The sequence below is a fragment of the Mycobacterium sp. 3-98 genome (assembly GCF_035918355.1).
Lineage (GTDB): Bacteria > Actinomycetota > Actinomycetes > Mycobacteriales > Mycobacteriaceae > Mycobacterium > Mycobacterium intracellulare.
Window position 1 is genome coordinate 2,662,673 of the sequence record NZ_CP142360.1, and the last position, 23,814, is coordinate 2,686,486.

Below are 23,814 nucleotides of genomic sequence, written 5' to 3' on the forward strand. Positions count from 1 at the left end.
TCGCGTTACGGAGGAGCGCACGCCGCAACGCCTACCCACCGAAGAGCAGATACAAACCGGTGAAGGTGTAGCCGACCATCACCAGCATCATGGTCAGCTGTCCGGTGAGCTGATGCCCGGCGGGCAGCAGTCGCAGGGCTTTGTCGTGGGCGGCGATCACCGCGACGATGTGCCCGGTGACCACGCAAATCACCTTGATCGCCGCCAGCAGCGGCGGATGCATGGACAACACGTAGGCCACGTGTAAGTGCGCCAGGCCGAACAGGTTCCAGCCGCGGCCGAACGGGTCGGCCAGCGCGAACACCGCCTGCTGTCCGCGCTCCACCAGATACGACAGGTAGTGCGCGAAGATGTAGCCCACCACGATCGGGATCAGCGAATGCGCCATCTGGCCGGGCAGCGCGCGGCGCCGCTCGCGGTCCACGCCGCCGGTGGCCCGCGCGGCCAACGAAAACGTCACCGCCACAACGGAAATGAAGACGATCAGCCCGGCGGTGCGTAGCGCCGACGACGCTAAAGTGGGGGACACGCCGACGTCTCGCGTGAGCCGATCGGCGAAGCCGCGCCAGGTCGGCGACGACGAGAAGCTGTCGAAGGCGGTGGACCCGAGCAGCACCGCCAGCAGCACGACGACGCCCGGACGCACCGGCAGCGACGGCAGATGGTCGAGCGGGTTGCCGACGACGATCCGCCCGGTCTCCCGATTGCGGCGAAACGGTGAGAGCCGGGAGACGGCCATGCTGTACACGCCGAACGGGTCGGCGCGCGCCAGCCAGCGCTGCCCGCACAGCCAGGCCCCGGCGAGCATCAGCACGGCGTAGGCGGCGATCCACGTCCTGATCCAGGGCAGCGACGCCGAGTTCGGGCTGGCCAGTTCCATCCAGACGAACGCGAACAGGCCGACCGCGGCGGGACGGTAGCCCCAGCCTTCCGGGTAGGACCGCCGCGGCCGGCCGATCCGCCGCGGCGTGACGCGGCGCAGCAGCAGGTACACCGTGCGCATGGGCGAAATCACCCGCCACACCGGCCCGACGGCCAGCGACAGGGCCACCAGCCCGACCCACAGCAGCACGTAGAACGCGCCGAGCAGCGCGTTGGTCTCCGATTGGGGGCCCCAGATCCCGGCCGACACCGCCCACAGCGCGAACACCAGCGCCAGCGCCGCGGCCGCCCAGCGGCTCGCCCGGGCGTCGACGAACGCCGTCAGCGCCGCCGGCAAGGGCCTGCCCGGCTTCAGCGGATCGAACCGCGGTTGTCGCCAGGCGAAAGCGACCAGGGCGAAGGTGAACGTCAGCGCCCATGCCGCCCCGACCATCGCGTAGGCGTACGGCACCGGAAGGTCGCCCGACCCGCCGAGCCCATGCGCGAGCACCACCGCCGCGTGGGCGGAGGTCACGGCTGCACTTGGATGGTGGCGATGGTCCGGTCGAGGTGGTGCAGTTCCACCGCGACGTTGCCGGGCACCTCGACGGCGAAGTCAAACGTCTGGTGGGGCGCCGCCGCGACCTGGAACTTGTGATCGGGCGTCGAGTGCACGTGCAGCTCGTCGGTGACGTCGCTGGTCACGTGCAGGGTGATCTGCTGGCGCACCTTGGCCTGCAGTGTGGCGTTGGTCGGGGTCACCTGACCGTGGGCGATGGTCACGTCGATCACCAGGGGAGCCGCCGGTGACTTGTCGGTGGAACCGCCGCAGGCGACCAGCCCGCAGACCAGCGCCGTCACCCACGCCGCGAGGAGAGTGCCGCGAATCGTCATCGCCCTACGCCGCCCGGGGAGCGGGCTGCTTGTCCTCGACGGGCTCCGGCTCGGTGACGGCGTTACCGAGCCGCCCCGCACCCCACGTCAGGCCGGCGATGACCATCAGCGTCATGAACAGCACCACGATCGAGCCGGCGGTGAACAGCCACACCGGCGCGTTCTGGTCGCGTTCGCGCTGCAGGATCGTGATCTCCTGCACGAACGGGCGGTTCATCGCCGGCAACGCCGGAACCTCGGGCGCCGGAATCGCCTCGTCGGCCGGTTCGTAGATCGGCACCGCGGTCATCGTGTAGCCGTCCTGAACCCGCAACAGCGTCTTCCACGTGCCCCACACCGGAAGCGGGCGCGTCGACCGGTAATGCCCGGGACCCACCTGCTCGAGCTCGTCGATCTGTAGACCGCGATTGTTCTCCATCCGGCCCTGCCAGGACAGGATCGTCACCCACTCCGGATGCCGGCCGACCATGTCGGACGGTTGCAGTTGGACGTCGGCCGAGACCATGCGCTGCCCGGGCGCCGCGGGCAGATCGGTCAGCGTGATGGCGGCGTTGTTCTGGCGCGGCACGACGATGTGCAGGCCGTTGGCCACCGCGCCGCCGATCACCAGCACCGTGACCACCACCACCGAGATGCCGGCGGCGCGGCCGGGGAGCCGCTGGCCGGTGAGCACCATGCCGAACAGCGCGCCGCACATGCCCATCAGCACCGCGACCGGCACCGCCATGGCCAGCGCCTCGCCCCACATGCCGACCGGCCACGGGTAGTGGTAGACCGCCGCGATCCACAGCGACTCCAGCCACAGCCCGACGGTCCCCACACCGAGGCCCGCGACGGCGCCAAATGCGATGGGGCGCTTGATCAGCGGAGTCAGCGCGATCAACTCGACCGCGAGCGCGGGGCCGAGATACAGGGGGAACCAGTTGATCGGGGCCCCCAGGATCGGCCCGACCAGCAATGCCACACCACCGCGCAGCGCGATGGCGAAGACGGCCGCGATCAGGGCCGCGCCCCGTCCCATGGTGATGCGGGCGGCCACCGCCGCCAGCGCCGCCGCAGCGGCGATCATCATGGGCTGCAGGACGAGGCGGAATTGCTCGACGCCGAAGTCGTATTCGATCTGATAGACCGACAAGCCGATGAACATGCCGCCGAACGGCAGGTAGCGCAGGAACGTGATGAACGCGCCGTGCAGGACGTCGGCGCCCAGTTGGGCCTCACCCTCGCGCTCGAGCATCAGCACCGCGAACAGCGAGAAGCAGGCGCCGCCGATCATCATCAAATGCGTTGGGCCCCAAAGTGTTACGTCCTGGCCGAAGATGCGGTGCCAGATGTCGTCGAGCGGGAACCCGATCAGTGCGTACAGGCCGCAGCCGGCCATCAGCACACCGCCGACGGGGGCCTGCCAGTTCCGGGTGATGCGCACCGCCGCCGGGCCGGGCTGCTCGAAAGGCAGCACGACCGCCGTCATCCCGCCGAGGAAGATGCCGAACAGCCCGATGATGATGAAGTAGTGCGCCGGGTTGGCCAGCGGGCCGGGGTCGCGGCCGTTGCCGATATGCCAGCTGACGTCCCAGATGAAGCCGAACAGCGCGCAGATGATCGATGTGGTGAACACCAGCACCGGCAGGGCGACCCAGCTCGGTCGGTGGAATTTTTCGCCCACCTTGTCCGCGAGGCGGGCCAACCAGGTGATGCGGTGCGTGCGGTGGGCGTGGCCCACCCACAGCATCAGCAACGTGATCAACACCGCGGCGATCGAGAGCCCGATCACCTGGTCCAACCCCGCACCGCGCGCCGGTGCCTCAGCAACAATCGTCAGTTCATTCGGCCGCATCGTCGTGCCTCCCACTCGCGCCGGGCTGCCCCGGAAGATCCGATTGAAGTCAACCGCTTATTACTGTCAAGTAGGTTCGTGATTGTTTGTTTAATGCCCAGATCCGGCGCCCGTCAATCACGCTCTTGATCGGGCGTGTCGGGTTTCGACGCGTCGGAGGTGGCCTTGGTGGCGCCCGTGACGTTGCGGCCTTCGCGGCGGTCGCGCAGCGCGATGTACAGGATGACGGCGACGACGATCACCGCAGGCAGGAATGCCGGCGCCGCCAACAGCAGGTAGTGGTGCGCCAGGTATTCGACGTGCGGGGTCACCATGGTCGTATACCCAGGGATAGGCGGAGTTCTTCGGCCGTTACCCTACTTTGAACACCTTTTCATTCCGGCTGCCACCACCACGGGGCAGATGTGTCCCCACGCGCGGACACGAGAAAGAGGCAAGGGAGTACCTGGTGACCCAAGCGGCAACCCGACCGACGGCCGAAACCGGCAACGGCGAGGACATCCTGGCGGTGGCCCGGCAGCAGGTGCTGGAGGACGGCCAGGGCCTGAGCCGCGACCAGGTCCTGCAGGTGCTGCGGCTGCCCGACGACCGGCTCGACGAACTGCTGGCGCTGGCCCACGAGGTGCGGATGCGCTGGTGTGGCCCCGAGGTCGAGGTCGAGGGCATCATCAGCCTCAAGACCGGCGGCTGCCCCGAAGACTGTCACTTCTGCGCGCAGTCCGGCCTGTTCGAATCGCCGGTGCGCAGCGCCCGGCTCGACATCCCCAGCCTGGTCGAGGCGGCCAAGCAGACCGCGAAGTCCGGCGCCACCGAGTTCTGCATCGTGGCCGCGGTTCGCGGTCCCGACGAGCGGTTGATGGCCCAGGTCGCGGCGGGCATCGAGGCGATCCGCAACGAGGTCGAGATCAACATCGCCTGCTCGCTGGGCATGCTGACCGCCGAGCAGGTGGAGCAGCTGGCGGCCATGGGTGTGCACCGCTACAACCACAACCTCGAGACCGCGCGCTCGTACTTCACCAACGTCGTGACCACCCACTCCTGGGAGGAGCGCTGGGAGACGCTGTCGATGGTGCGCGACGCCGGCATGGAGGTGTGCTGCGGCGGGATCCTGGGCATGGGCGAATCCCTTGAGCAGCGCGCCGAATTCGCCGCCGAACTCGCCGAACTCGGACCCGACGAGGTCCCGCTGAACTTCTTCAACCCCCGGCCGGGCACGCCGTTCGGCGACCTGGAGGTGCTGCCGGCCAGCGAGGCGTTGAAGTCCGTCGGCGCGTTCCGGCTGGCGCTGCCGCGCGTCATGCTGCGTTTCGCGGGCGGCCGCGAGATCACCCTGGGCGACCTCGGCGCCAAGAAGGGCATGCTGGGCGGCATCAACGCCGTGATCGTCGGCAACTACCTGACCACGCTGGGCCGTCCGGCCGAATCCGACCTGGAATTGCTCGGCGACCTGCAGATGCCCCTCAAGGGGCTCAACGCCAGTTTGTAAGCGACTCGCCGCGGCTAGGGTTGGACACTTGTGGTTGGCGATCTGGGTGCTGCGGTCAGCGCCGGCGTCTACAACGTCTACACCGGCGAGTTAGGGGGCACCGCCGTGCCGACAGCGGCTCAGCTGGGCCTCGAGCCGCCCCGGTTCTGCGCGGCGTGCGGGCGCCGGATGGTGGTGCAGGTCCGCCCCGACGGGTGGCGGGCGCGCTGCTCGCGCCACGGTGAGGTCGACTCCGCCGACCTGGAGGCGCAACGGTGAGCGAGCAGGCCAACCCGGACGCCCCGGCCCCGCCCGTCGCCGTAACCCGCCGGGCGCGGGTGCGCGCGCTCGTGCTCGTCGCGGCTGGCTCGGCGGTGACCGGTCTGCTGATCGGCGCGCTGTGGGCGTGGATCGCGCCGCCGATCCGCGCCGTGGTGGCGCTCACCCGCTCCGGCGAGCGGGTGCATGACTATCTGGGCAACGAGTCCGAGCATTTCTTCGTCGCCCCCGCCCTGATGCTGGGCCTGTTGACCGTGCTGGCGGTGGTCGCGTCCGTGTGGGCGTGGCAATGGCAACAGCACCGCGGCCCGGGAATGGTCGTCGCCCTGTCGGTCGGCATGCTGACCGCCGCCGCCGCGGCCGCCGCGGTCGGGGCGGGGCTGGTGCGGCTCGCCTACGGCGCCTTGGACTTCGACGCGGTGCCGCTGAGCAAGAGCCCGTCCGTCGCCTACGTCACCCAGGCGCCGCCGGTGTTCTTCTCCGACCGTCCCCTGCAGATCGCGGTCAGCCTGATGTGGCCGGTGGGCGTCGCCGCGCTGGTGTACGCCGTGCGGGTGGCCGCGGACGCCCGTGACGACCTGGGGGCGCTGCCCCCGGAGCGCCGGGCCTCCGCCGCGCTGCCCGTGGGAGGGGGCGGCGCGGCGGAAGCGGCCGTGTCATAGCGGACGGCGGCGAATCCTGCGGCCCGTGACCACCTTGGCCGCGATCTTGAACAGCCTGGCCATGCCGATGTAGGTCATCGGGTTGAACATCGTCGGCCAGGTGGTTCGCACCAGGTGCTCGGTCAGCGGGCGACCCTCGAAGCGGTCCGTCAGCCAGCGCAAGGTCATCGGCGCCGACAGCGGGTGCAGCATCATGTGTTCGTTGAACGCGTCGCGGTGGTAGGTGACCCGCGCACCGCCCGCCGAATAGGCGTCGGCCAGCACGTCGATGTCGTGGACGTCGATCAGGTAGTCGTGCACGGCCTGCACGATCAGCACCGGTGGCGTCGGGACCGCGGCGCCCAGCTTGATGTGGTCGAAGACGTACGAGACTTCCGGGGTGGACAGGATCTTCTCGAGCGGCTCGTCGAGATAGTCGCCCATGTTCTTGCCGGCCATGCGGACGACGGCTCCGACGGTCGTCATCTTCTCCAGCGAGTCGAGCAGGGCGCGCCCCTCCTCGTTGGCGTGCTCCTTGATCACCCGGTCCAGATCGGGATAGATGTGCGCGAGCGCGGCCACCACCAGCGCGGGCAAGCCCGACAGGAAGCTGCCGTTGAGCCGCCGGAAGGTGTTGCCCAGGTCCCCGACGGGCGAGCCGAGCACCGCGCCCACGATGTCGAGTTCCGGCGCGTATTCGGCGCACACTTCGGCGGCCCATGCGCTGGCCAGGCCGCCCCCGGAGTACCCCCACAGCCCGATCGGGGCCGACTTGGACAGCCCGAGCCGCTCCGAGCCCAGCGCGGCCCGGATGCCGTCCAGGACCCGGTAGCCGGGCTCATACGGCGCCCCCCACAAGCCGCGCAGGCCTTCGTGGTCGGGCACGGAGACGGCCCAGCCCTCGGCGACGGCGGCGGCGATCAGGAAGAGTTCGAACTGGCCGATGGCCCCGAGGGCCTTCGCCCGGCGGCGCAGCGCATAGGACGGGAAGCAGCGCGACGACACGGCGTCGATCGCGCACTGGTACGACAGCACCGGGCAGGGACGCCCCGGGGCGAGGTCGGTCGGGACGATCACCGTCGTCGCGGTCGCCTCCGGCTGGCCGTGCATGTCCATGGTCCGGTAGAGCAGCTGGACGGCCTTGATGGGCTGCGGGATCAGGCCGAGGAAGGCCAACTCGACGTCGCGCGAGCGCAGCACCGTCCCGGGCTCGGCGTGCTGGAATCCCAGCGGCGGCTGGTAGAACGGGTCGTCCGAGGGCAGCAGCGGACGCACCTTGGGCTGCAGTTCCTCGTGGGGCGGCCGGGCGATCCATTCCGCGCCATGCGTGCCTGCCAGGTTGCCGAGCTCAGCCATTGAGGCTCCCTTCGTGGCCACCCGGCATTCTCGCGTACGAACGGCAGGTAACCAAAACGTCATCGCCGCGCTGTGAGCGACTTCTCGTCACCTGCGGGCGGGCCAGACACGTCACGGGTGCCGACCGGATGGCGCGTCGCTGCAACGACGCGTTCGGGTAAGCCTAGCCGGGGACCCCGGGCGGCCTGAGCGCGGCGAATTCGTCGGTGACCCGCAACGCGGCGTCGGTGAACCGGTACAGCGCGGCCGGGCGCCCGCCGCTGCGGCCGGATTGCGCGATGGTGCCGGTCGCGGTGATGACGCCGCGCCGCGCCAGCACCCGCTGCAGGTTCGTCGCGTCGACCTGATACCCCAGCGCCGCTCCGTAGATGTCGCGCAGCGTGGAGAGCGCGAATTCCCTTGGCGCCAAAGCGAACCCGATGTTGGTGTAGGACAGTTTGGCGTTCAGCCGGGTGCGGGCGTGATCCACCATCGGGGCGTGGTCGAAGGCCATCGGTGGCAGGCGGTTCACCGGGTGCCAGCGGGTGTCCGGCGGGAGCTCGGGGCTGGCGGGGGAGGGCACCAGGCCCAGGAAGGTGGACGCGATCACCCGGGCGCCCGGCACCCGGTGCGGGTCGGAGAACACCGCGAGCTGTTCCAGATGGGCCAGCTCCTTGAGGTCGACCTTCTCGGCGAGCTGGCGGCGCACCGAGGTGATCATGTCCTCGTCGTTTCGGACCTGCCCGCCCGGCAGCGACCACGCGCCGCGTTGCGGATCCTTGGCGCGCTGCCATAACAGCACGTTCAGCTGCGGTTTCGCCGTCGGTCGCCCCTTGGCAACCCCGTCGGTGATTTCGCGAACCTGGAACACGACCGCGAGCACTTCGTGGGCGGTGCTACGATGGGCCATGTTTTCGATTATAAGTCGAAAACCTCCTGGCTGAAAGGAGCCCCCATGACGGTGATCAATCGCATGGACACGCTCGCCGAAGACATGGTTGCCGACATCACGAATTCGCCCACCGGCTACGCCGGCGTGGTCGCCGATGCGCAGTGGGCCGCCGAGATTCGCCGACTGGCGAAGTTGCGCGGCGCCACCGTGCTCGCGCACAACTACCAGCTGCCCGAGATCCAGGACGTCGCCGACCACGTGGGCGACTCGCTGGCGCTGTCGCGGATCGCCGCCGAGGCGGCCGAGGACACCATCGTGTTCTGCGGCGTGCACTTCATGGCCGAGACGGCCAAGATGCTCAGCCCCGACAAGACGGTGCTCATCCCGGATCAGCGCGCCGGCTGCTCGCTGGCCGATTCGATCACCGCCGACGAGTTACGCGCGTGGAAGGACGAGCACCCCGGCGCGGTCGTCGTCTCCTACGTCAACACGACGGCGGCGGTCAAGGCGCTCACCGACATCTGCTGCACGTCGTCCAACGCGGTCGACGTGGTCGAGTCCATCGACCCGGACCGCGAGGTGCTGTTCTGCCCGGATCAGTTCCTCGGCGCCCACGTGCGCCGGGTCACCGGCCGCAAGAATTTGCACGTGTGGGCCGGCGAATGCCACGTGCACGCGGGGATCAACGGCGACGAACTGGGCGACCAGGCCCGCGCGAATCCCGACGCCGAGCTGTTCGTGCACCCCGAATGTGGTTGCGCCACATCGGCCCTCTACCTCGCCGGCGAAGGCGCGTTCCCCCCGGACCGGGTGAAGATCTTGTCCACCGGCGGCATGCTCGACGCCGCGACCCAGACCAACGCGCGAAAAGTGTTGGTGGCCACCGAGGTCGGCATGCTCTATCAGCTGCGGCGGGCCGCGCCGCAGGTCGACTTCCGCGCCGTCAACGACCGCGCCTCCTGCAAGTTCATGAAGATGATCACCCCGGCGGCCCTGCTGCGCTGCCTCGTCGAGGGGGCCGACGAAGTCGACGTCGACCCCGACATCGCGGCCGCCGGCCGCCGCAGCGTGCAGCGAATGATCGAGATCGGGCAGCCGGGCGGTGGCGAATGACCGCCCGTCCCCAGTGGACTGACAGCGCCGACGTCGTCGTGATCGGCACCGGTGTCGCGGGATTGGCCGCCGCGCTGGCCGCTCACCGCGCCGGGCGCCGCGTCGTCGTGCTGAGCAAGGCCGATCATGCGCGCGGCGCGACGGCGACCCACTACGCGCAGGGCGGCATCGCGGTCGTCCTGCCCGACAACGACGACTCGGTCGAGGCGCACGTCGCCGACACCGTGGTCGCCGGGGCGGGTTTGTGCGATCCCCAGGCGGTCTACTCAATCGTCGCCGACGGATACGCGGCCGTGACCGAATTGGTCGGCGACGGAGCGCGATTCGACGAATCCGCGCCCGGCCAGTGGGCGCTGACGCGCGAAGGCGGTCACTCGCGGCGGCGCATCGTGCACGCCGGGGGTGACGCCACCGGCGCCGAGGTGCAGCGCGCACTCGACCATGCCGCGCGCACGCTGGACATCCGCACCGGGCACGTGGCCCTGCGCGTGCTGCACGACGGCGCGGCCGTGACCGGCGTCCTGGTGGGCAACCCGCAGGGATACGGAATCATCGGCGCGCCCTCGGTGATCATTGCCAGCGGCGGGCTCGGGCACCTGTACGGCGCGACCACCAACCCGGAGGGATCCACCGGCGATGGAATCGCCTTGGGGCTGTGGGCCGGCGTCGCGGTCAGCGATCTCGAGTTCATCCAGTTCCACCCCACGATGCTCTTCGCGCCCGGGGCCGCCGGCGGGCGGCGCCCGCTGGTCACCGAGGCCATCCGCGGCGAGGGCGCCAGACTGATTGACCGGCAAGGGGATTCGGTAACCGCCGGTGTTCATCCGATGGGCGACCTGGCCCCCCGCGATGTCGTCGCCGCGGCCATCGACGCGCGGATGAAGGCCACCGGTGACCCGTGCGTCTTCCTCGACGCCCGCCACATCGGGGACTTCGCCAACCGGTTCCCGACGGTGACGGCCGCCTGCCGGGCCGCCGGCGTCGACCCCGTCCGTCAACCCATTCCCGTTGTGCCCGGGGCGCATTACAGCTGCGGGGGCATCGTCACCGACGTGTGCGGCCAAACCGAGCTGCCCGGGTTGTTCGCCGCCGGTGAGGTCGCCCGTACCGGCCTGCACGGCGCCAACCGGTTGGCGTCCAACAGCCTGTTGGAAGGTTTGGTGGTGGGCGGCCGCGCCGGCAGGGCGGCGGCCGCGCACGCCGCGGCGGCCGGGCCCACCCGGGCGGTCGCACCCGAGCCCGTCGTGCACACCGCGCCCGAGCGCGCCGAGCTGCAGCGCGCGATGAGCCGCGACGCGTCGGTGGTGCGCGACGCCGCCGGGCTGACCCGGCTGTCCACCACGCTGTCGCGGGCCAAGGCGCGCGCCGTCGCGGGTCGTCGCGACTTCGAGGACGTCGCGCTGGCCGTCACCGCCCGCGCGGTGACGGCCGCGGCCCTGGCCCGCACCGAAACCCGGGGCTGCCACCACCGCGAGGAACACCCGCAGACCGTGGCCGAGCAGGCGCGCAGCAACGTGCTGCGACTGGCCGACGACCAGAACTCGGTGCTGGTGGAGGCCTTGGCGGCGGTCGTATGACCTCGATGTCCGACTGCGAACTCACCGCCGCGCGCGAAACCATCCGGCGCGGCCTGGTCGAGGACCTGCGCTACGGGCCCGACGTCACCACGCTGGCGACGGTGCCCGCCGACGCGGTGGCCACCGCGTCCATGGTGCCCCGGCAGCCCGGCGTGATCGCCGGCATCGACATCGCGCTGCTGGTGCTCGACGAGGTGCTCGGCGCGCGCGGCTACCAGGTCGTCGACCGCGTCGAGGACGGCGCCCAGCTGCAGGCGGGCCAGCCCGTGCTGACGGTGCGGGCCGAAACCCGCGGCCTGCTGACCGCCGAGCGGACCATGCTGAACCTCATCTGCCACCTGTCGGGGATCGCCACCACCACCGCGCACTGGGTGGCCGCCGTGGACGGCACCAAGGCCAAGGTCCGTGACACCCGCAAAACCCTGCCGGGCCTGCGGGTGTTGCAGAAATATGCGGTGCGCGTCGGCGGGGGCGTCAACCACCGCCTCGGGCTCGGCGATGCCGCGCTGATCAAGGACAACCACGTGGTGGCGGCGGGCTCGGTGGTCGAGGCGCTGCGCGCGGTCCGCGACGCGGCGCCGGACGTGCCGTGTGAGGTGGAAGTGGATTCACTCGAGCAGCTCGACGAGGTGCTGCCCGAAAAGCCCGAGCTGATCTTGCTGGACAACTTCCCGGTGTGGCAGACGCAGATGGCGGTGCAACGCCGGGATGCGCGCGCGCCGGCCGTCCTGCTCGAGTCCTCCGGCGGCCTCAGCCTGGAAAACGCCGCCGCCTACGCCGCGACCGGCGTGGACTATCTGGCCGTCGGCGCGCTGACGCATTCGGTGCGGGTGCTCGACATCGGCCTGGATATGTAGCGCGGCCGCATCGGGTGTGAAACCTGGGCGTTGAGTGTGAATCGTCGGCGCGATTCTTCGGCGTGTCGGCGCCGTGGCCGCACACTGAAAGCCACTGGCGCACACTCAAAGTCGGCGCGCCCGGTCTCAGGCGATGTCGGCGACGAAAACCCCGATCCGGCGCAGCTGCATGCGCGCCAACGCGGGCAGCCCGTCGCCGTCGGAGCCGGCGGGCAGGATCCGCGGGTTGATGAGGTGCAGCACGCGGTTGCGGCTCAACTCCACGTCCGCCTCGCCCGCGGCCAGCACGTTCTTCACCCAGTTCGTCTTGCCGTGGCCCAGCGCGATGGCCAGGGTGTTGCCCTTGCGGTACGTGGTCACGATGGTCTCGTAGGGCTTGCCGGAGGTACGGCCACGGTGCTTGATCGTCGCGGTGCCGGGCAGGTAGCGCACGATCGGCTTGACCGCCGGGTTGAAGTACTTGATCTGGAAGCGCTCGAACCAGGGCGGGAAGACCATCGGGACGCCGGGGGCGTTGTTGGGGTGATCCTTGGCGGACATGGCGGCTCCCTGGGTCGGCTCTATCGTCTCAGCGTCATTTCAGCGCGGGGCATGGCCTCTTCACCGGCACACTACCGGTCGGATATCGATTTGAGTTCCTCTGGGACAATGGACACCGTGAGCACCATCCGACCGTCGCCGATGGCCCGTATCGACCTGCGGGGCGCGGAATTGACGGCTGCCCGTTTGCGGGCGGCGCTGCCGCGTGGCGGTGCCGACGTGGAGGCGGTGCTGCCCAAGGTGCGCCCGATCGTGCAGGCCGTCGCGGAGCGCGGCGCCGAGGCCGCCCTCGAATTCGGGGAGTCCTTCGACGGGGTGCGACCCCCGGCCGTCCGGGTGCCCGCGGAGGCGCTCGAGAAAGCCCTGGCCGAACTGGACGCGGCGGTCGCCGAGGCCCTGCGCGTGATGATCGAGCGCACCCGCGCGGTGCACGCCGACCAGCGCCGCACCGACGTGACGACGACGCTCGGCCCGGGCGCGACGGTCACCGAGCGGTGGGTACCGGTCGAGCGGGTGGGCCTCTACGTGCCCGGCGGCAACGCCGTCTACCCGTCCAGCGTCGTGATGAACGTGGTGCCGGCGCAGGCCGCCGGCGTCGCCTCGCTGGTGGTGGCCAGCCCGCCGCAGGCCCAGTTCGGCGGCCTGCCGCACCCGACCATCCTGGCAGCGGCCCGGCTGCTGGGCGTCGACGAGGTGTGGGCCATCGGCGGGGCGCAGGCGGTGGCGCTGCTGGCCTACGGCGGCACCGATACCGGGGCCGAATGGCCCGGCTTCTCCTCGGATCGCGCACGATCCGCATCGTCGCCGGGGGCAGACGCCGAGTTGGCGCCCGTCGACATGATCACCGGGCCGGGCAACATCTACGTCACCGCCGCCAAGCGGCTGTGCCGTTCGCGGGTCGGCATCGACGCCGAGGCCGGGCCGACGGAGATCGCGATCCTGGCCGATAACACCGCCGACCCCGCGCACGTGGCCGCCGACATGATCAGCCAGGCCGAACACGACGAGATGGCCGGCAGCGTGCTGGTGACCCCCAGCGAAGACCTGGCCGCGGCCACCGACAAGGAACTGGCCGCCCAGTTGCGGACGACCGTGCACCGCGAGCGGGTGACCGCCGCCCTGGGCGGGCGCCAGTCGGCGATCATCCTCGTCGACGACGTGGACGCCGGCGTCAAGGTCGTCAACGCCTACGCCGCCGAACACCTGGAGATCCAGACCGCCGACGCGGCGAGCGTGGCCGGGCGAATACGCGCGGCGGGAGCCATTTTCGTCGGCCCGTATGCGCCGGTGAGCCTCGGCGACTACTGCGCCGGATCCAATCACGTCCTGCCGACCGCCGGCTGCGCGCGGCATTCCAGCGGCCTGTCCGTGCAGACCTTCCTGCGCGGCATCCACGTCGTCGACTACACCGAGGCGGCGCTCAAAGACGTGTCCGGGCACGTGATCACGCTCGCCGAGGCCGAGGACCTGCCGGCGCACGGCGAGGCGGTACGGCGGAGGTTCGAGCGATGACCGGGCCGCGGCAACCGACACTGGACGACCTGCCGCTGCGCGACGACCTGCGCGGCAAGTCGCCCTACGGCGCACCGCAATTGGCGGTCCCGGTGCGGCTGAACACCAACGAGAACCCGCACCCACCCAGCAAGGCGCTGGTGGACGACGTGGTGCGCTCGGTCGCCGATGCCGCCGCCGACCTGCACCGCTACCCCGACCGCGACGCGGTCGCCCTGCGGACCGATCTGGCCGAATACCTCAGCGCCCAGACCGGCGTTGCACTCGGGGTCGAAAACCTCTGGGCGGCAAACGGTTCCAACGAGATCCTGCAGCAACTGCTGCAGGCGTTCGGCGGCCCGGGGCGCACGGCGATCGGGTTCGTTCCCTCCTACTCGATGCACCCGATCATCTCCGACGGCACCCGCACCGAATGGTTGCAGGCCGCCCGGGCCGACGACTTCAGCCTGGACGTCGAGGCCGCCGTCGCCGCCATCACCGACCGCCAACCCGACGTGGTGTTCGTCGCCAGCCCGAACAACCCGTCCGGGCAGAGTGTTTCGCTGCCGGATCTGCGGCGGCTGCTCGACGTGGTGCCCGGCATCCTGATCGTCGACGAGGCCTACGGCGAATTCTCGTCGGAGCCCAGCGCGGTGGCGCTGGTGGGGGAGTATCCGACCAAGCTCATCGTCTCGCGCACCATGAGCAAGGCGTTCGCCTTCGCCGGGGGACGGCTCGGCTATCTGATCGCCACGCCGGCGGTGATCGACGCGATGCTGCTGGTGCGGCTGCCGTATCACCTGTCGTCGGTCACCCAAGCCGCCGCGCGCGCCGCGCTGCGGCACGCCGACGACACGCTGGGCAGCGTCGCGGCGCTCATCGCCGAGCGCGAACGCGTGGGGGCGGCGTTGACCCGCCTGGGTTTTCGGGTGATCCCCAGCGACGCCAACTTCGTGCTGTTCGGGGAGTTCGCCGACGCGCCGGCCACCTGGCAGCGCTATCTGGATGCCGGCGTCCTGATCCGCGACGTCGGAATCCCCGGCTATCTACGGGTCACCACCGGCCTGGTCGAGGAGAACGACGCCTTCCTGCGGGCCAGCGCCCAGATCGCCGCCACCGAGCCGGCCCCCGTCAACGTAGGAGCGCCATGACCGCCGTCAACACCGAAAAAGCCGCCCGCCGTGCGCGCGTCGAGCGCCGCACCAAGGAATCCGACATCGTCATCGAGCTCGACCTCGACGGCACCGGCCAGGTCGACGTCGACACCGGGGTGCCGTTCTACGACCACATGCTCACCGCGCTGGGCAGTCACGCCAGCTTCGACCTGACGGTGCGCACCAAGGGTGACGTCGAGATCGAGGGCCATCACACCATCGAGGACACCGCCATCGCGCTGGGGCAGGCGCTCGGCCAGGCCCTGGGCGACAAGAGGGGCATCCGCCGGTTCGGGGACGCCTTCATCCCGATGGACGAGACGCTGGCCCACGCGGCGGTCGACGTGTCCGGCCGGCCCTACTGTGTGCACAGCGGGGAGCCGGATCACCTGCAGCACACCACGATCGCCGGCAATTCGGTGCCCTATCACACCGTCATCAACCGGCACGTGTTCGAGTCGCTCGCCATGAACGCGCGGATCGCGCTGCACGTCCGCGTTCTGTATGGGCGCGACCCGCACCACATCACCGAGGCCGAGTACAAGGCCGTGGCCCGCGCGCTGCGCCAGGCGGTCGAGCCCGACCCCCGGGTGTCGGGCGTGCCGTCCACCAAAGGTGTTCTGTGACAAAGAAATCGGTTGTTGTCCTCGATTACGGCTCGGGCAACCTGCGGTCGGCTCAGCGCGCCCTCGAGCGGGTCGGTGCGTCGGTCGAGGTGACCGCCGACGCCGGAGCCGCGGCCGCGGCCGACGGGCTGGTGGTGCCCGGCGTCGGCGCGTACGAGGCCTGCATGACGGGGCTGCGCACGATCAACGGCGACCGCATCATCGCCGATCGGGTCGCGGCCGGGCGTCCGGTGCTGGGCGTGTGCGTCGGGATGCAGATCCTGTTCGCCCGCGGCGTCGAGTTCAGCGTGGAGACCGAAGGGTGCGGGCAGTGGCCGGGATACGTGACGCGGCTGCAGGCGCCGGTGATCCCGCACATGGGTTGGAACGTCGTCGATTCCGGGCCCGGCAGCGTCCTGTTCAAGGGGCTCGACGCGGACACCCGGTTCTACTTCGTGCACTCCTACGCCGCCCAGCAGTGGGAGGGATCGCCCGATGCGGTGCTGACCTGGGCCACCCACGAGGGGCCTTTCCTGGCCGCGGTCGAGGAAGGGCCGTTGTCGGCCACCCAGTTTCACCCGGAGAAAAGCGGAGATGCCGGCGCGGCCGTCTTGAGCAACTGGGTTCAGGCACTGTGATGGCTTCCGCGAAACTGTATTCCACGACACAAACGCCGAGGGGACCCGTAGCCAGTTGCAGTCTCGGCGTGAAGGAGAAAGCGTGTTGATCTTGTTGCCCGCGGTCGACGTGGTCGACGGCCGCGCCGTGCGTCTGGTGCAGGGCAAGGCGGGCAGTGAAACCGAATACGGCTCGGCGCTCGACGCCGCGCTGACTTGGCAACGCGACGGCGCCGAATGGATCCATCTGGTCGATCTGGACGCGGCGTTCGGGCGCGGCTCCAACCGTGAACTGCTCGCCGAGGTGGTCGGCAAGCTCGACGTGCAGGTGGAGCTCTCCGGGGGGATCCGCGACGACGACTCGCTGGCGGCGGCGTTGGCCACCGGCTGCGCCCGGGTCAACCTGGGCACGGCGGCGCTGGAGAACCCGCAGTGGTGCGCGCGGGCGATCGGCGAGCACGGGGACAAGGTCGCCGTGGGGCTCGACGTCCAGATCGACAAAACCCATCCGGGCGGCACCCACCGGCTGCGGGGACGCGGCTGGGAGACCGATGGCGGTGACCTGTGGGAGGTGCTGGAACGCCTTGACCGCGAAGGGTGTTCGCGGTTCGTGGTCACCGACGTCACCAAGGACGGCACGCTGGGCGGCCCCAACCTGGAGCTGCTGGCGGCCGTCGCCGACCGCACCGACGTCCCGGTGATCGCGTCGGGCGGGGTGTCCAGCCTGGACGACCTGCGCGCCATCGCCACCCTGACCGGCCGCGGCGTCGAGGGCGCCATCGTCGGCAAGGCCCTCTACGCCGGGCGATTCACGCTGCCGCAGGCGCTGGCCGCGGCCGGAGAGTAACAGCGGCATGGACTTGGACGCGTTGGTCGAGACGGCATCGGCAATCCTCGACGACGCCACCGAACCCTTCCTCGCCGGTCACCGAGCCGACTCCGCGGTGCGCAAGAAGGGCAACGACTTCGCCACCGACGTGGACCTCGCGATCGAGCGTCAGGTGGTCGCCGCGCTGACCGAAGCGACCGGAATCGGCGTCCACGGCGAGGAATTCGGCGGGTCGGCCGTCGATTCACCCTGGGTGTGGGTGCTCGACCCCGTCGACGGCACCTTCAACTATGCGGCCGGGTCACCGATGGCCGGGATCCTGCTCGGGCTGCTGCACCACGGCGACCCGGTGGCCGGGCTGACCTGGTTGCCGTTCATGGACCAGCGCTACACCGCGGTGTCGGGTGGACCGTTGCGCAAGAACGGGATCCCGCAGCCGCCACTGGCGGCCATCGACCTGTCCGACGCCCTCGTCGGCGCGGGATCGTTCAGCGCGGACGCCCGGGGCCGGTTCCCGGGCCGCTACCGGATCGCGGTGCTGGAGAATCTCAGCCGGGTCTCGTCGCGGTTGCGCATGCACGGTTCCACCGGCCTCGACCTCGCCTACGTTGCCGACGGAATCCTGGGCGCGGCAATCAGTTTCGGCGGCCACGTGTGGGACCACGCCGCCGGGGTCGCGTTGGTGCGGGCCGCCGGCGGTGTCGTCACCGACCTGGCCGGCGAGCCCTGGAGCCCCGCGTCGGATTCCGCGCTGGCGGCGGGCCCCGCCGCGCACGCCGAGATCCTCGACCTTTTGCGCAGCACCGGCCGACCGGAGGACTACTGACATGCACGCCAACCACAGCGGCCTCGCGGTCCGGGTGATCCCGTGCCTGGACGTCGACGGCGGGCGCGTGGTCAAGGGGGTCAACTTCGAAAACCTCCGGGACGCAGGCGATCCCGTGGAACTCGCGGCCGCCTATGACGCCGAGGGCGCCGACGAGCTCACCTTTCTCGACGTGACCGCGTCGTCGTCGGGACGGACCACGATGCTGGACGTGGTGCGGCGCACGGCCGAGCAGGTCTTCATCCCGCTGACCGTCGGCGGCGGGGTGCGCACCGTGGCCGACGTCGACGTGTTGTTGCGCGCCGGGGCGGACAAGGTCTCGATCAACACCGCCGCGATCGCCCGGCCCGAGCTGCTGGCCGAGATGGCACGGCAGTTCGGATCCCAATGCATCGTGCTCTCCGTCGATGCGCGCACGGTGCCGCCGGGCTCGGTGCCCACCCCGTCGGGCTGGGAGGTCACCACCCACGGCGGGCGCCGCGGTACCGGGCTCGACGCCGTCGAATGGGCTTCCCGCGGAGCCGATTTGGGGGTGGGGGAGATCCTGCTGAACTCGATGGACGCCGACGGCACCAAGGCGGGGTTCGACCTCGAGATGCTGCAGGCGGTGCGCTCGGCGGTCACCGTGCCCGTCATCGCCAGCGGCGGAGCCGGGGCGGCCGAGCACTTCGCACCCGCGATCGCGGCCGGCGCCGATGCGGTGTTGGCGGCCAGCGTGTTCCACTTCCGGGAGCTGACCATCGGGCAGGTGAAGGCCGCCATGGCCAAAGAGGGGATCACCGTTCGATGACGCTCGACCCGCGGATCGCCGCGCGCCTGAAGCGCAACGCCGACGGCCTGATCGCCGCCGTCGTGCAGGAGCGCGGGAGCGGCGACGTGCTGATGGTCGCGTGGATGGACGACGCGGCCCTGGCCCGCACCCTGGAAACCCGTGAGGCGACGTACTATTCGCGGTCGCGGCGCGAACAGTGGGTGAAGGGCGCGACCTCCGGCCACACCCAATACGTCCACTCGGTGCGATTGGACTGCGACGGGGACACCGTGCTGCTGACCGTCGACCAGGTCGGCGGCGCCTGCCACACCGGCGATCACAGCTGCTTCGACGCCGACGCGCTGCTGCAACCGGAGCGCTAGCGCGTGGCCCGCGTCACTTTCGGCGGGCGCGGGCGCATGACTTCGACAAGAATGGCGGGCAATGTCGAAATGGGTGTCCCGGGACGTCTTGTCCTGGAACGTGGTGGTTCCGGTGCTTGCCGTCGTCGTGCTGGCAGTGATCTGGGGCGAGAAGCTGGGACCGGTGCTGGTCGCGGTGGCCGCGCTGTTTCTCGTCGGTGCCGTGGTCGCCGCGGTGCATCACGCGGAGGTGGTCGCGCACCGGGTCGGCGAGCCGTTCGGGTCGCTGATCCTCGCGGCCGCGGTCACCATCATCGAAGTGGCCCTCATCGTCGCCCTGATGACCTCCGGCGGCAACGAGGCCGCGACGCTGGCCAGGGACACCGCGTTCGCCGCGCTGATGATCACCACCAACGGGATCGCCGGGTTGTCGCTGCTGCTCGGCTCGCGGCGCTACGGCGTGACGCTGTTCAACGCGGAGGGCGCCGGGGCCGCACTGGCCACGGTCACCACGGTGGCCACGCTGAGCCTGGTCCTGCCGGCCTTCACCACCGGGCATCCGGGCAGGGAGTTCACCTCCAGCCAGCTCGCCTTCGCCGCGATCGCCACGCTCTTGGTGTACCTGCTGTTCGTGTTCACCCAGACCGTGCGGCACCGCGACTTCTTCCTGCCGATCGCGCAGCGGGGCCAAAAGCGCGTGTTCGAGGACGAGAGCCACGCGGATCCGCCCAGCAGGCGGCAGGCGCTGAGCAGCCTGGTGCTGCTGCTCTGCGCCCTGGTGGCGGTGGTCGGCCTGGCCGAGGAGGAGTCGCCGGCCGTGGAACACGCTGTCATGGTGGCGGGTCTGCCGCAGTCGTTCGTGGGTGTGATCATCGCGGCGCTGGTGCTGCTGCCCGAGACGCTCGCGGCCGCCCGGTCGGCGCGAAAGGGCCGCATCCAGATCAGCCTGAACCTGGCGTACGGCTCGGCGATGGCCAGCATCGGGCTCACCATCCCGACGATCGCGCTGGCGTCGATCTGGCTCAAAGGGCCGCTGGTGCTCGGCCTCGGCCCCATCCAGCTGGTGCTGCTCGCGCTGACCGTGGTGATCAGCATGCTGACCGTGGTACCCGGGCGGGCCACCCGGCTGCAGGGCGAGGTGCATCTGGTGCTGCTGGCCGCCTACGTCTTCCTGGCGATCAGCCCCTGAGGGCCGCCGCTAGGACCGGGCGCGCAGCGTCGCCAGCGCCTTGTCGGCGTGGGTGTCCATGTTGAACTCGCTGGAGATCACGTCGAGCACCGTGCGGTCGGTGTCGATGACGAACGTGGTGCGCTTGACCGGCATCAGCTTGCCCAGCAGGCCGCGCTTGACGCCGAATTGGGCGGCGACGGTGCCGTCGGTGTCCGACAGCAGCGGGTAGTCGAACTTCCGCAGGTCGGCGAACTTGGCCTGCTTGTCCACCGGGTCGGCGCTGATCCCCACCCGGTTGGCCCCGACCGCGGCGAATTCGGCGGCCAGGTCGCGGAAATGGCACGCTTCCTTGGTGCAGCCGGGCGTCATCGCCGCGGGGTAGAAGAACAGCACGACGGGCCCGCTGGACAGCAATTCGCTGAGCTTGCGCGGCGTGCCCGTCTGGTCGGGCAGTTCGAAGTCGGCGACGGTCTCACCAGGTTTCATGGCGGACACGCTACGCGCGCGAGCCGTCCGCCCGCGTCTGGGAGGATGGGTCGGTGCACGCCCACCTCGCCGCGACGACCTCACGAGAGGATTTCCGCCAGCTGGCCGCCGAGCACCGCGTGGTCCCGGTGACCCGCAAGGTGTTGGCCGACAGCGAGACGCCGCTGTCGGCCTACCGCAAACTCGCCGCCAACCGCCCGGGCACCTTTCTGCTGGAGTCGGCCGAGCACGGCCGCTCCTGGTCGCGGTGGTCGTTCATCGGCGCCGGAGCGCCCTCGGCCCTGACCGTGCGCGACGGCGAGGCGATCTGGCTCGGCGTGGTGCCGCAGGACGCGCCCACCGGAGGCGACCCGCTGCGGGCCCTGCGGGCCACCCTCGAGCTGCTGGCCACCGGGCCGCTGGCGGGTCTGCCGCCGCTGTCGGGCGGCATGGTCGGGTTCTTCGCCTACGACCTGGTGCGGCGCCTGGAGCGGCTGCCCGAGCTGGCCGTCGACGACCTGGGCCTGCCGGACATGTTGTTGCTGCTGGCCACCGATGTGGCGGCGGTGGATCACCACGAGGGCACCATCACGCTGATCGCCAACGCCGTGAACTGGAACGGGACCGACGAGCGGGTCGACGAGGCCTACGACGACGCGGTCGCCCGGCTGGACGTGATGACCGCGGCGCTGGGCCAGCCGCTGTCGTCGACCGTCGCCACGTTCGACCGGCCCGAGCCGCGCTACCGCGCGCAGCGCAGCGTCGAGGAGTACGGGAAGATCGTCGACTACCTCGTCGAGCAGATCGCCGCGGGTGAGGCCTTTCAGGTGGTGCCCTCGCAGCGGTTCGAAATGGACACCGCCGTCGACCCGATCGACGTGTACCGGATGCTGCGGGTGACCAACCCGAGCCCCTACATGTACCTGCTGCACGTGCCGAATGACGCTGGGGGAACGGACTTTTCGATCGTCGGGTCGAGCCCGGAGGCGCTGGTCACCGTCGCCGACGGCGTCGCGACCACCCATCCGATCGCCGGAACCCGCTGGCGCGGGGACACCGACGAAGAGGATCAGCTGCTGGAAAAGGAGCTGCTGGCCGACGAGAAGGAACGCGCCGAGCATTTGATGCTGGTCGATCTGGGCCGCAACGATCTCGGCCGGGTGTGCGCGCCGGGCACCGTCCGCGTCGAGGACTACAGCCACATCGAACGCTATAGCCACGTCATGCATTTGGTGTCGACGGTGACCGGGCTGCTCGGCGAGGGCCGGACCGCCCTGGACGCGGTCACGGCCTGCTTCCCGGCCGGCACGCTGTCGGGCGCGCCGAAGGTGCGGGCCATGGAGCTGATCGAGGAGGTGGAGAAGACGCGCCGCGGCCTGTACGGCGGCGTGGTCGGCTACCTGGACTTCGCCGGCAACGCCGACTTCGCGATCGCCATCCGCACCGCCCTGATGCGCGCCGGCACCGCCTACGTGCAGTCCGGGGGCGGGGTGGTCGCCGACTCCAACGGCCCCTACGAATACACCGAGGCGACCAACAAGGCGCGCGCGGTGCTCAGCGCGATCGCAGCGGCCGAGACGCTGACCGAGCCGGGGGCCGGCCGCGATGGCTGACGCCTCGGGGCGCCCCCTGAACAGTCCCTGGTGGATCCGCATCGCCCAGGCGACGCTGGTGGTGGCCGCGGGCGCGCTGTGGGCGGCCTCGCGCCTGCCCTGGGTGGTGATCCGGTCGTTCGACGGGCTGGGGCCACCCAAGGAGGTGACGTTGTCCGGCGGGGCGTGGTCGACGGCGCTGCTGCCGTTGGCGATGCTGCTGCTGGCCGCGGCCGTCGCCGCCATCGCCGTGCGGGGCTGGCCGCTGCGCGCGCTGGCGGGGTTGCTGGCGCTGGCCAGCCTGGCGGTCGGTTACCTGGGCGTCAGCCTGTGGGTGCTGCCCGACGTGGCGGTCCGCGGCGCCGAGCTGGCGCACGTCTCGGTGATGTCGCTGGTAGGGAGCGAGCGACGGTACTGGGGCGCCGGGGTCACGGTGGCCGCCGCCGCGTGCGCCCTGATCGCGGCCGTCCTGCTGATGCGGTCCGCGTCGGACTCCGGGTCGGCCCGATCCAGCGCCATCAAGTACACGACGCCGGCGACGCGCCGCTCGATTGCCCGACGCGACGACGCCTCCGGGGCGATGCTGGAGGGGCGACAGACGCCGGAAATGTCGGAGCGGATGATCTGGGACGCGCTTGACGAGGGGCGTGACCCAACCGATGCGCCGAGCGAGTCTGACACCGAGGGTCGGTGACGGGCCGCAAGCCGCGGGCCGCTACCCTTCATTGACGTCGTCGCAATCGGCCGGGGACAACCGAGTGGCCGTGGGATGACAGCGGGGCGACAGGGCGAAGGGAAACGACAGGCATGAGTCCGGCAACCGTGCTTGACTCCATCCTCGAGGGAGTCCGGGCCGACGTTGCCGCGCGCGAAGCCCTCATCAGCCTGTCCGAGATCAAGGCCGCCGCGGCGGCCGCGCCGCCGCCCCGCGACGTGATGGCCGCCCTGCGCGAGCCCGGAATCGGCGTCATCGCCGAAGTCAAGCGCGCCAGCCCGTCGGCGGGTTCCCTGGCGACCATTGCCGATCCGGCCAAACTGGCCAGGGCGTACGAGGACGGCGGCGCGCGCATCATCAGCGTCTTGACCGAGGAGCGCCGCTTTCACGGTTCGCTCGACGATCTCGACGCGGTTCGGGCGGCGGTCTCGATACCGATTTTGCGCAAAGACTTTGTGGTGCAGCCCTATCAGATCCACGAAGCGCGTGCGCACGGCGCCGACATGTTGTTGCTCATCGTCGCCGCGCTGGAGCAGTCGGCGTTGGTGTCGATGCTGGACCGCACCGAATCGCTGGGCATGACGGCACTCGTCGAGGTGCACACCGAAGAGGAGGCCGACCGCGCGCTCAAGGCCGGGGCCAACGTAATCGGCGTCAACGCCCGCGATCTGGCCACGCTGGCGGTGGACCGGGATTGCTTCGCGCGCATCGCTCCCGGGCTGCCCAGCAACGTGATCAGGATCGCCGAATCCGGTGTGCGCGGTACCGCAGACCTGCTGGCGTACGCCGGTGCGGGTGCCGACGCCGTGTTGGTGGGCGAAGGTCTGGTCAAAAGTGGTGACCCGCGCGCCGCGGTCGCCGATCTGGTCACCGCGGGCACCCATCCGTCCTGTCCGAAACCCTCTCGCTAGTCGCTGCGTCACTGAAGAGCCCCTTCGCTGTAAC

The 23,814-nt window shown here is 70.5% G+C and carries 26 protein-coding genes; 18 read left to right on the forward strand and 8 right to left on the reverse strand.

Going from position 1 to position 23,814, the window contains the following annotated elements; translation table 11 throughout:
- Positions 1–31: 31 nt before the first annotated feature.
- The 4 genes from QGN30_RS12900 to QGN30_RS12915 all read right to left on the reverse strand — a co-directional run bounded on the left by QGN30_RS12900 (position 32) and on the right by QGN30_RS12915 (position 3,906).
- Positions 32–1,396, reverse strand: coding sequence for a hypothetical protein (locus QGN30_RS12900; protein WP_248923129.1), 1,365 nt, complete (start codon positions 1,394–1,396; stop codon positions 32–34).
- A complete protein-coding gene (locus QGN30_RS12905) occupies positions 1,393–1,755 on the reverse strand; it encodes a hypothetical protein (RefSeq protein ID WP_009954667.1) in 363 nt (120 codons plus the stop codon). The genes QGN30_RS12900 and QGN30_RS12905 overlap by 4 nt, the downstream gene beginning before the upstream one ends.
- A 4-nt stretch (positions 1,756–1,759) precedes the next feature.
- Positions 1,760–3,592: a hypothetical protein gene (locus tag QGN30_RS12910; RefSeq protein WP_326567205.1), complete on the reverse strand. Its 1,833-nt coding sequence runs from the start codon at positions 3,590–3,592 to the stop codon at positions 1,760–1,762.
- Between the two features lie 113 nt (positions 3,593–3,705).
- Positions 3,706–3,906, reverse strand: coding sequence for a hypothetical protein (locus QGN30_RS12915; protein ID WP_009954668.1), 201 nt, complete (start codon positions 3,904–3,906; stop codon positions 3,706–3,708).
- 134 nt (positions 3,907–4,040) lie between these two features.
- On the opposite strand from QGN30_RS12915, the gene bioB reads away from it, so the two are divergent.
- From bioB to QGN30_RS12930, 3 genes are read left to right on the forward strand one after another with little or no spacing between them, the layout of a single operon-like run.
- A complete protein-coding gene (gene bioB, locus QGN30_RS12920; RefSeq protein WP_009954669.1) occupies positions 4,041–5,078 on the forward strand; it encodes a biotin synthase BioB in 1,038 nt (345 codons plus the stop codon).
- Positions 5,079–5,108: 30 nt separating this feature from the next.
- Entirely contained in the window at positions 5,109–5,336 is a 228-nt protein-coding gene (bsaP, locus tag QGN30_RS12925; protein ID WP_008257787.1) for a biotin synthase auxiliary protein BsaP, read from the forward strand.
- A complete protein-coding gene (locus QGN30_RS12930) occupies positions 5,333–5,998 on the forward strand; it encodes a DUF2567 domain-containing protein (protein WP_009954671.1) in 666 nt (221 codons plus the stop codon). The genes bsaP and QGN30_RS12930 overlap by 4 nt, the downstream gene beginning before the upstream one ends.
- On the opposite strand, the gene QGN30_RS12935 is transcribed toward QGN30_RS12930, so the two are convergent.
- Together QGN30_RS12935 and QGN30_RS12940 are read right to left on the reverse strand one after the other, a co-directional pair.
- On the reverse strand, positions 5,993–7,333 hold the full coding sequence (locus tag QGN30_RS12935) for a lipase family protein (RefSeq protein WP_009954672.1): 1,341 nt from the start codon (positions 7,331–7,333) through the stop codon (positions 5,993–5,995). The two genes, QGN30_RS12930 and QGN30_RS12935, sit on opposite strands and share 6 nt — an antisense overlap.
- A gap of 163 nt (positions 7,334–7,496) precedes the next feature.
- The gene (locus QGN30_RS12940) at positions 7,497–8,222 is read right to left on the reverse strand and encodes an NUDIX hydrolase (RefSeq protein ID WP_009954673.1); all 726 of its coding nucleotides are present in this window, start codon (positions 8,220–8,222) and stop codon (positions 7,497–7,499) included.
- A gap of 45 nt (positions 8,223–8,267) precedes the next feature.
- Here QGN30_RS12940 and nadA point away from each other — a divergent pair, with 45 nt between their 5' ends.
- The 3 genes from nadA to nadC are packed head-to-tail and all read left to right on the forward strand — an operon-like array spanning position 8,268 to position 11,751.
- A complete protein-coding gene (nadA, locus tag QGN30_RS12945; RefSeq protein WP_008257783.1) occupies positions 8,268–9,317 on the forward strand; it encodes a quinolinate synthase NadA in 1,050 nt (349 codons plus the stop codon).
- Positions 9,314–10,894, forward strand: coding sequence for an L-aspartate oxidase (locus tag QGN30_RS12950; protein ID WP_038536583.1), 1,581 nt, complete (start codon positions 9,314–9,316; stop codon positions 10,892–10,894). The genes nadA and QGN30_RS12950 overlap by 4 nt, the downstream gene beginning before the upstream one ends.
- The gene (gene nadC, locus QGN30_RS12955) at positions 10,891–11,751 is read left to right on the forward strand and encodes a carboxylating nicotinate-nucleotide diphosphorylase (RefSeq protein ID WP_009954930.1); all 861 of its coding nucleotides are present in this window, start codon (positions 10,891–10,893) and stop codon (positions 11,749–11,751) included. The genes QGN30_RS12950 and nadC overlap by 4 nt, the downstream gene beginning before the upstream one ends.
- Positions 11,752–11,877: 126 nt before the next feature.
- On the opposite strand, the gene QGN30_RS12960 is transcribed toward nadC, so the two are convergent.
- Positions 11,878–12,291 carry a nitroreductase family deazaflavin-dependent oxidoreductase gene (locus QGN30_RS12960; RefSeq protein ID WP_009954931.1) on the reverse strand — a complete coding sequence of 138 codons (414 nt, stop codon included), beginning with the start codon at positions 12,289–12,291 and terminating at the stop codon, positions 11,878–11,880.
- Positions 12,292–12,399: 108 nt separating this feature from the next.
- On the opposite strand from QGN30_RS12960, the gene hisD reads away from it, so the two are divergent.
- The 9 genes from hisD to QGN30_RS13005 all read left to right on the forward strand — a co-directional run bounded on the left by hisD (position 12,400) and on the right by QGN30_RS13005 (position 20,115).
- Complete coding sequence (hisD, locus tag QGN30_RS12965) at positions 12,400–13,803, forward strand: histidinol dehydrogenase (protein WP_009954932.1); 1,404 nt, start codon at positions 12,400–12,402, stop codon at positions 13,801–13,803.
- Positions 13,800–14,933: a histidinol-phosphate transaminase gene (locus QGN30_RS12970; RefSeq protein ID WP_008257769.1), complete on the forward strand. Its 1,134-nt coding sequence runs from the start codon at positions 13,800–13,802 to the stop codon at positions 14,931–14,933. The genes hisD and QGN30_RS12970 overlap by 4 nt, the downstream gene beginning before the upstream one ends.
- Positions 14,930–15,562, forward strand: a complete 633-nt coding sequence (hisB, locus tag QGN30_RS12975; protein ID WP_009954934.1) for an imidazoleglycerol-phosphate dehydratase HisB — start codon at positions 14,930–14,932, stop codon at positions 15,560–15,562. The genes QGN30_RS12970 and hisB overlap by 4 nt, the downstream gene beginning before the upstream one ends.
- Positions 15,559–16,179 carry an imidazole glycerol phosphate synthase subunit HisH gene (gene hisH / locus QGN30_RS12980; protein WP_008257767.1) on the forward strand — a complete coding sequence of 207 codons (621 nt, stop codon included), beginning with the start codon at positions 15,559–15,561 and terminating at the stop codon, positions 16,177–16,179. The genes hisB and hisH overlap by 4 nt, the downstream gene beginning before the upstream one ends.
- Before the next feature lie 82 nt (positions 16,180–16,261).
- A complete protein-coding gene (gene priA, locus QGN30_RS12985) occupies positions 16,262–17,005 on the forward strand; it encodes a bifunctional 1-(5-phosphoribosyl)-5-((5-phosphoribosylamino)methylideneamino)imidazole-4-carboxamide isomerase/phosphoribosylanthranilate isomerase PriA (protein WP_248923128.1) in 744 nt (247 codons plus the stop codon).
- A gap of 7 nt (positions 17,006–17,012) precedes the next feature.
- A complete protein-coding gene (locus tag QGN30_RS12990) occupies positions 17,013–17,813 on the forward strand; it encodes an inositol monophosphatase family protein (RefSeq protein WP_008257765.1) in 801 nt (266 codons plus the stop codon).
- A gap of 1 nt (position 17,814) precedes the next feature.
- On the forward strand, positions 17,815–18,603 hold the full coding sequence (gene hisF / locus QGN30_RS12995; protein WP_008257764.1) for an imidazole glycerol phosphate synthase subunit HisF: 789 nt from the start codon (positions 17,815–17,817) through the stop codon (positions 18,601–18,603).
- Positions 18,600–18,947 carry a phosphoribosyl-AMP cyclohydrolase gene (hisI, locus tag QGN30_RS13000; RefSeq protein WP_008257763.1) on the forward strand — a complete coding sequence of 116 codons (348 nt, stop codon included), beginning with the start codon at positions 18,600–18,602 and terminating at the stop codon, positions 18,945–18,947. Before hisF ends, hisI begins: the two co-directional genes overlap by 4 nt.
- Positions 18,948–19,008: 61 nt before the next feature.
- Positions 19,009–20,115, forward strand: a complete 1,107-nt coding sequence (locus QGN30_RS13005; protein ID WP_014385122.1) for a calcium:proton antiporter — start codon at positions 19,009–19,011, stop codon at positions 20,113–20,115.
- A gap of 9 nt (positions 20,116–20,124) precedes the next feature.
- Here the strand turns inward: QGN30_RS13005 and QGN30_RS13010 are convergent, their stop codons facing one another.
- Positions 20,125–20,583: a peroxiredoxin gene (locus QGN30_RS13010; RefSeq protein ID WP_008257761.1), complete on the reverse strand. Its 459-nt coding sequence runs from the start codon at positions 20,581–20,583 to the stop codon at positions 20,125–20,127.
- Between the two features lie 53 nt (positions 20,584–20,636).
- Here QGN30_RS13010 and QGN30_RS13015 point away from each other — a divergent pair, with 53 nt between their 5' ends.
- The 3 genes from QGN30_RS13015 (at position 20,637) to trpC (ending at position 23,780) form a co-directional block, all read left to right on the forward strand.
- A complete protein-coding gene (locus QGN30_RS13015) occupies positions 20,637–22,175 on the forward strand; it encodes an anthranilate synthase component I (protein ID WP_008257760.1) in 1,539 nt (512 codons plus the stop codon).
- Positions 22,168–22,848: a TIGR02234 family membrane protein gene (locus tag QGN30_RS13020; RefSeq protein ID WP_248923127.1), complete on the forward strand. Its 681-nt coding sequence runs from the start codon at positions 22,168–22,170 to the stop codon at positions 22,846–22,848. Before QGN30_RS13015 ends, QGN30_RS13020 begins: the two co-directional genes overlap by 8 nt.
- A gap of 113 nt (positions 22,849–22,961) precedes the next feature.
- Positions 22,962–23,780 (forward strand): indole-3-glycerol phosphate synthase TrpC, encoded by an 819-nt coding sequence (gene trpC / locus QGN30_RS13025; protein WP_008257758.1) that lies wholly within the window; start codon positions 22,962–22,964, stop codon positions 23,778–23,780.
- Positions 23,781–23,814 lie beyond the last annotated feature (34 nt).

Bases quoted from the DNA above. Each gene is read 5' to 3' on its own strand.
- QGN30_RS12905 (WP_009954667.1), bottom strand. From the start codon at position 1,755: ATGACGATTCGCGGCACTCTCCTCGCGGCGTGGGTGACGGCGCTGGTC.
- QGN30_RS12910 (WP_326567205.1), bottom strand. From the start codon at position 3,592: ATGCGGCCGAATGAACTGACGATTGTTGCTGAGGCACCGGCGCGCGGT.
- QGN30_RS12915 (WP_009954668.1), bottom strand. From the start codon at position 3,906: ATGGTGACCCCGCACGTCGAATACCTGGCGCACCACTACCTGCTGTTG.
- QGN30_RS12935 (WP_009954672.1), bottom strand. From the start codon at position 7,333: ATGGCTGAGCTCGGCAACCTGGCAGGCACGCATGGCGCGGAATGGATC.
- QGN30_RS12940 (WP_009954673.1), bottom strand. From the start codon at position 8,222: ATGGCCCATCGTAGCACCGCCCACGAAGTGCTCGCGGTCGTGTTCCAG.
- nadA (WP_008257783.1), top strand. From the start codon at position 8,268: ATGACGGTGATCAATCGCATGGACACGCTCGCCGAAGACATGGTTGCC.
- QGN30_RS12950 (WP_038536583.1), top strand. From the start codon at position 9,314: ATGACCGCCCGTCCCCAGTGGACTGACAGCGCCGACGTCGTCGTGATC.
- nadC (WP_009954930.1), top strand. From the start codon at position 10,891: ATGACCTCGATGTCCGACTGCGAACTCACCGCCGCGCGCGAAACCATC.
- QGN30_RS12960 (WP_009954931.1), bottom strand. From the start codon at position 12,291: ATGTCCGCCAAGGATCACCCCAACAACGCCCCCGGCGTCCCGATGGTC.
- hisD (WP_009954932.1), top strand. From the start codon at position 12,400: ATGGACACCGTGAGCACCATCCGACCGTCGCCGATGGCCCGTATCGAC.
- QGN30_RS12970 (WP_008257769.1), top strand. From the start codon at position 13,800: ATGACCGGGCCGCGGCAACCGACACTGGACGACCTGCCGCTGCGCGAC.
- hisB (WP_009954934.1), top strand. From the start codon at position 14,930: ATGACCGCCGTCAACACCGAAAAAGCCGCCCGCCGTGCGCGCGTCGAG.
- QGN30_RS12990 (WP_008257765.1), top strand. From the start codon at position 17,013: ATGGACTTGGACGCGTTGGTCGAGACGGCATCGGCAATCCTCGACGAC.
- hisF (WP_008257764.1), top strand. From the start codon at position 17,815: ATGCACGCCAACCACAGCGGCCTCGCGGTCCGGGTGATCCCGTGCCTG.
- hisI (WP_008257763.1), top strand. From the start codon at position 18,600: ATGACGCTCGACCCGCGGATCGCCGCGCGCCTGAAGCGCAACGCCGAC.
- QGN30_RS13005 (WP_014385122.1), top strand. From the start codon at position 19,009: ATGTCGAAATGGGTGTCCCGGGACGTCTTGTCCTGGAACGTGGTGGTT.
- QGN30_RS13010 (WP_008257761.1), bottom strand. From the start codon at position 20,583: ATGAAACCTGGTGAGACCGTCGCCGACTTCGAACTGCCCGACCAGACG.
- QGN30_RS13020 (WP_248923127.1), top strand. From the start codon at position 22,168: ATGGCTGACGCCTCGGGGCGCCCCCTGAACAGTCCCTGGTGGATCCGC.
- trpC (WP_008257758.1), top strand. From the start codon at position 22,962: ATGAGTCCGGCAACCGTGCTTGACTCCATCCTCGAGGGAGTCCGGGCC.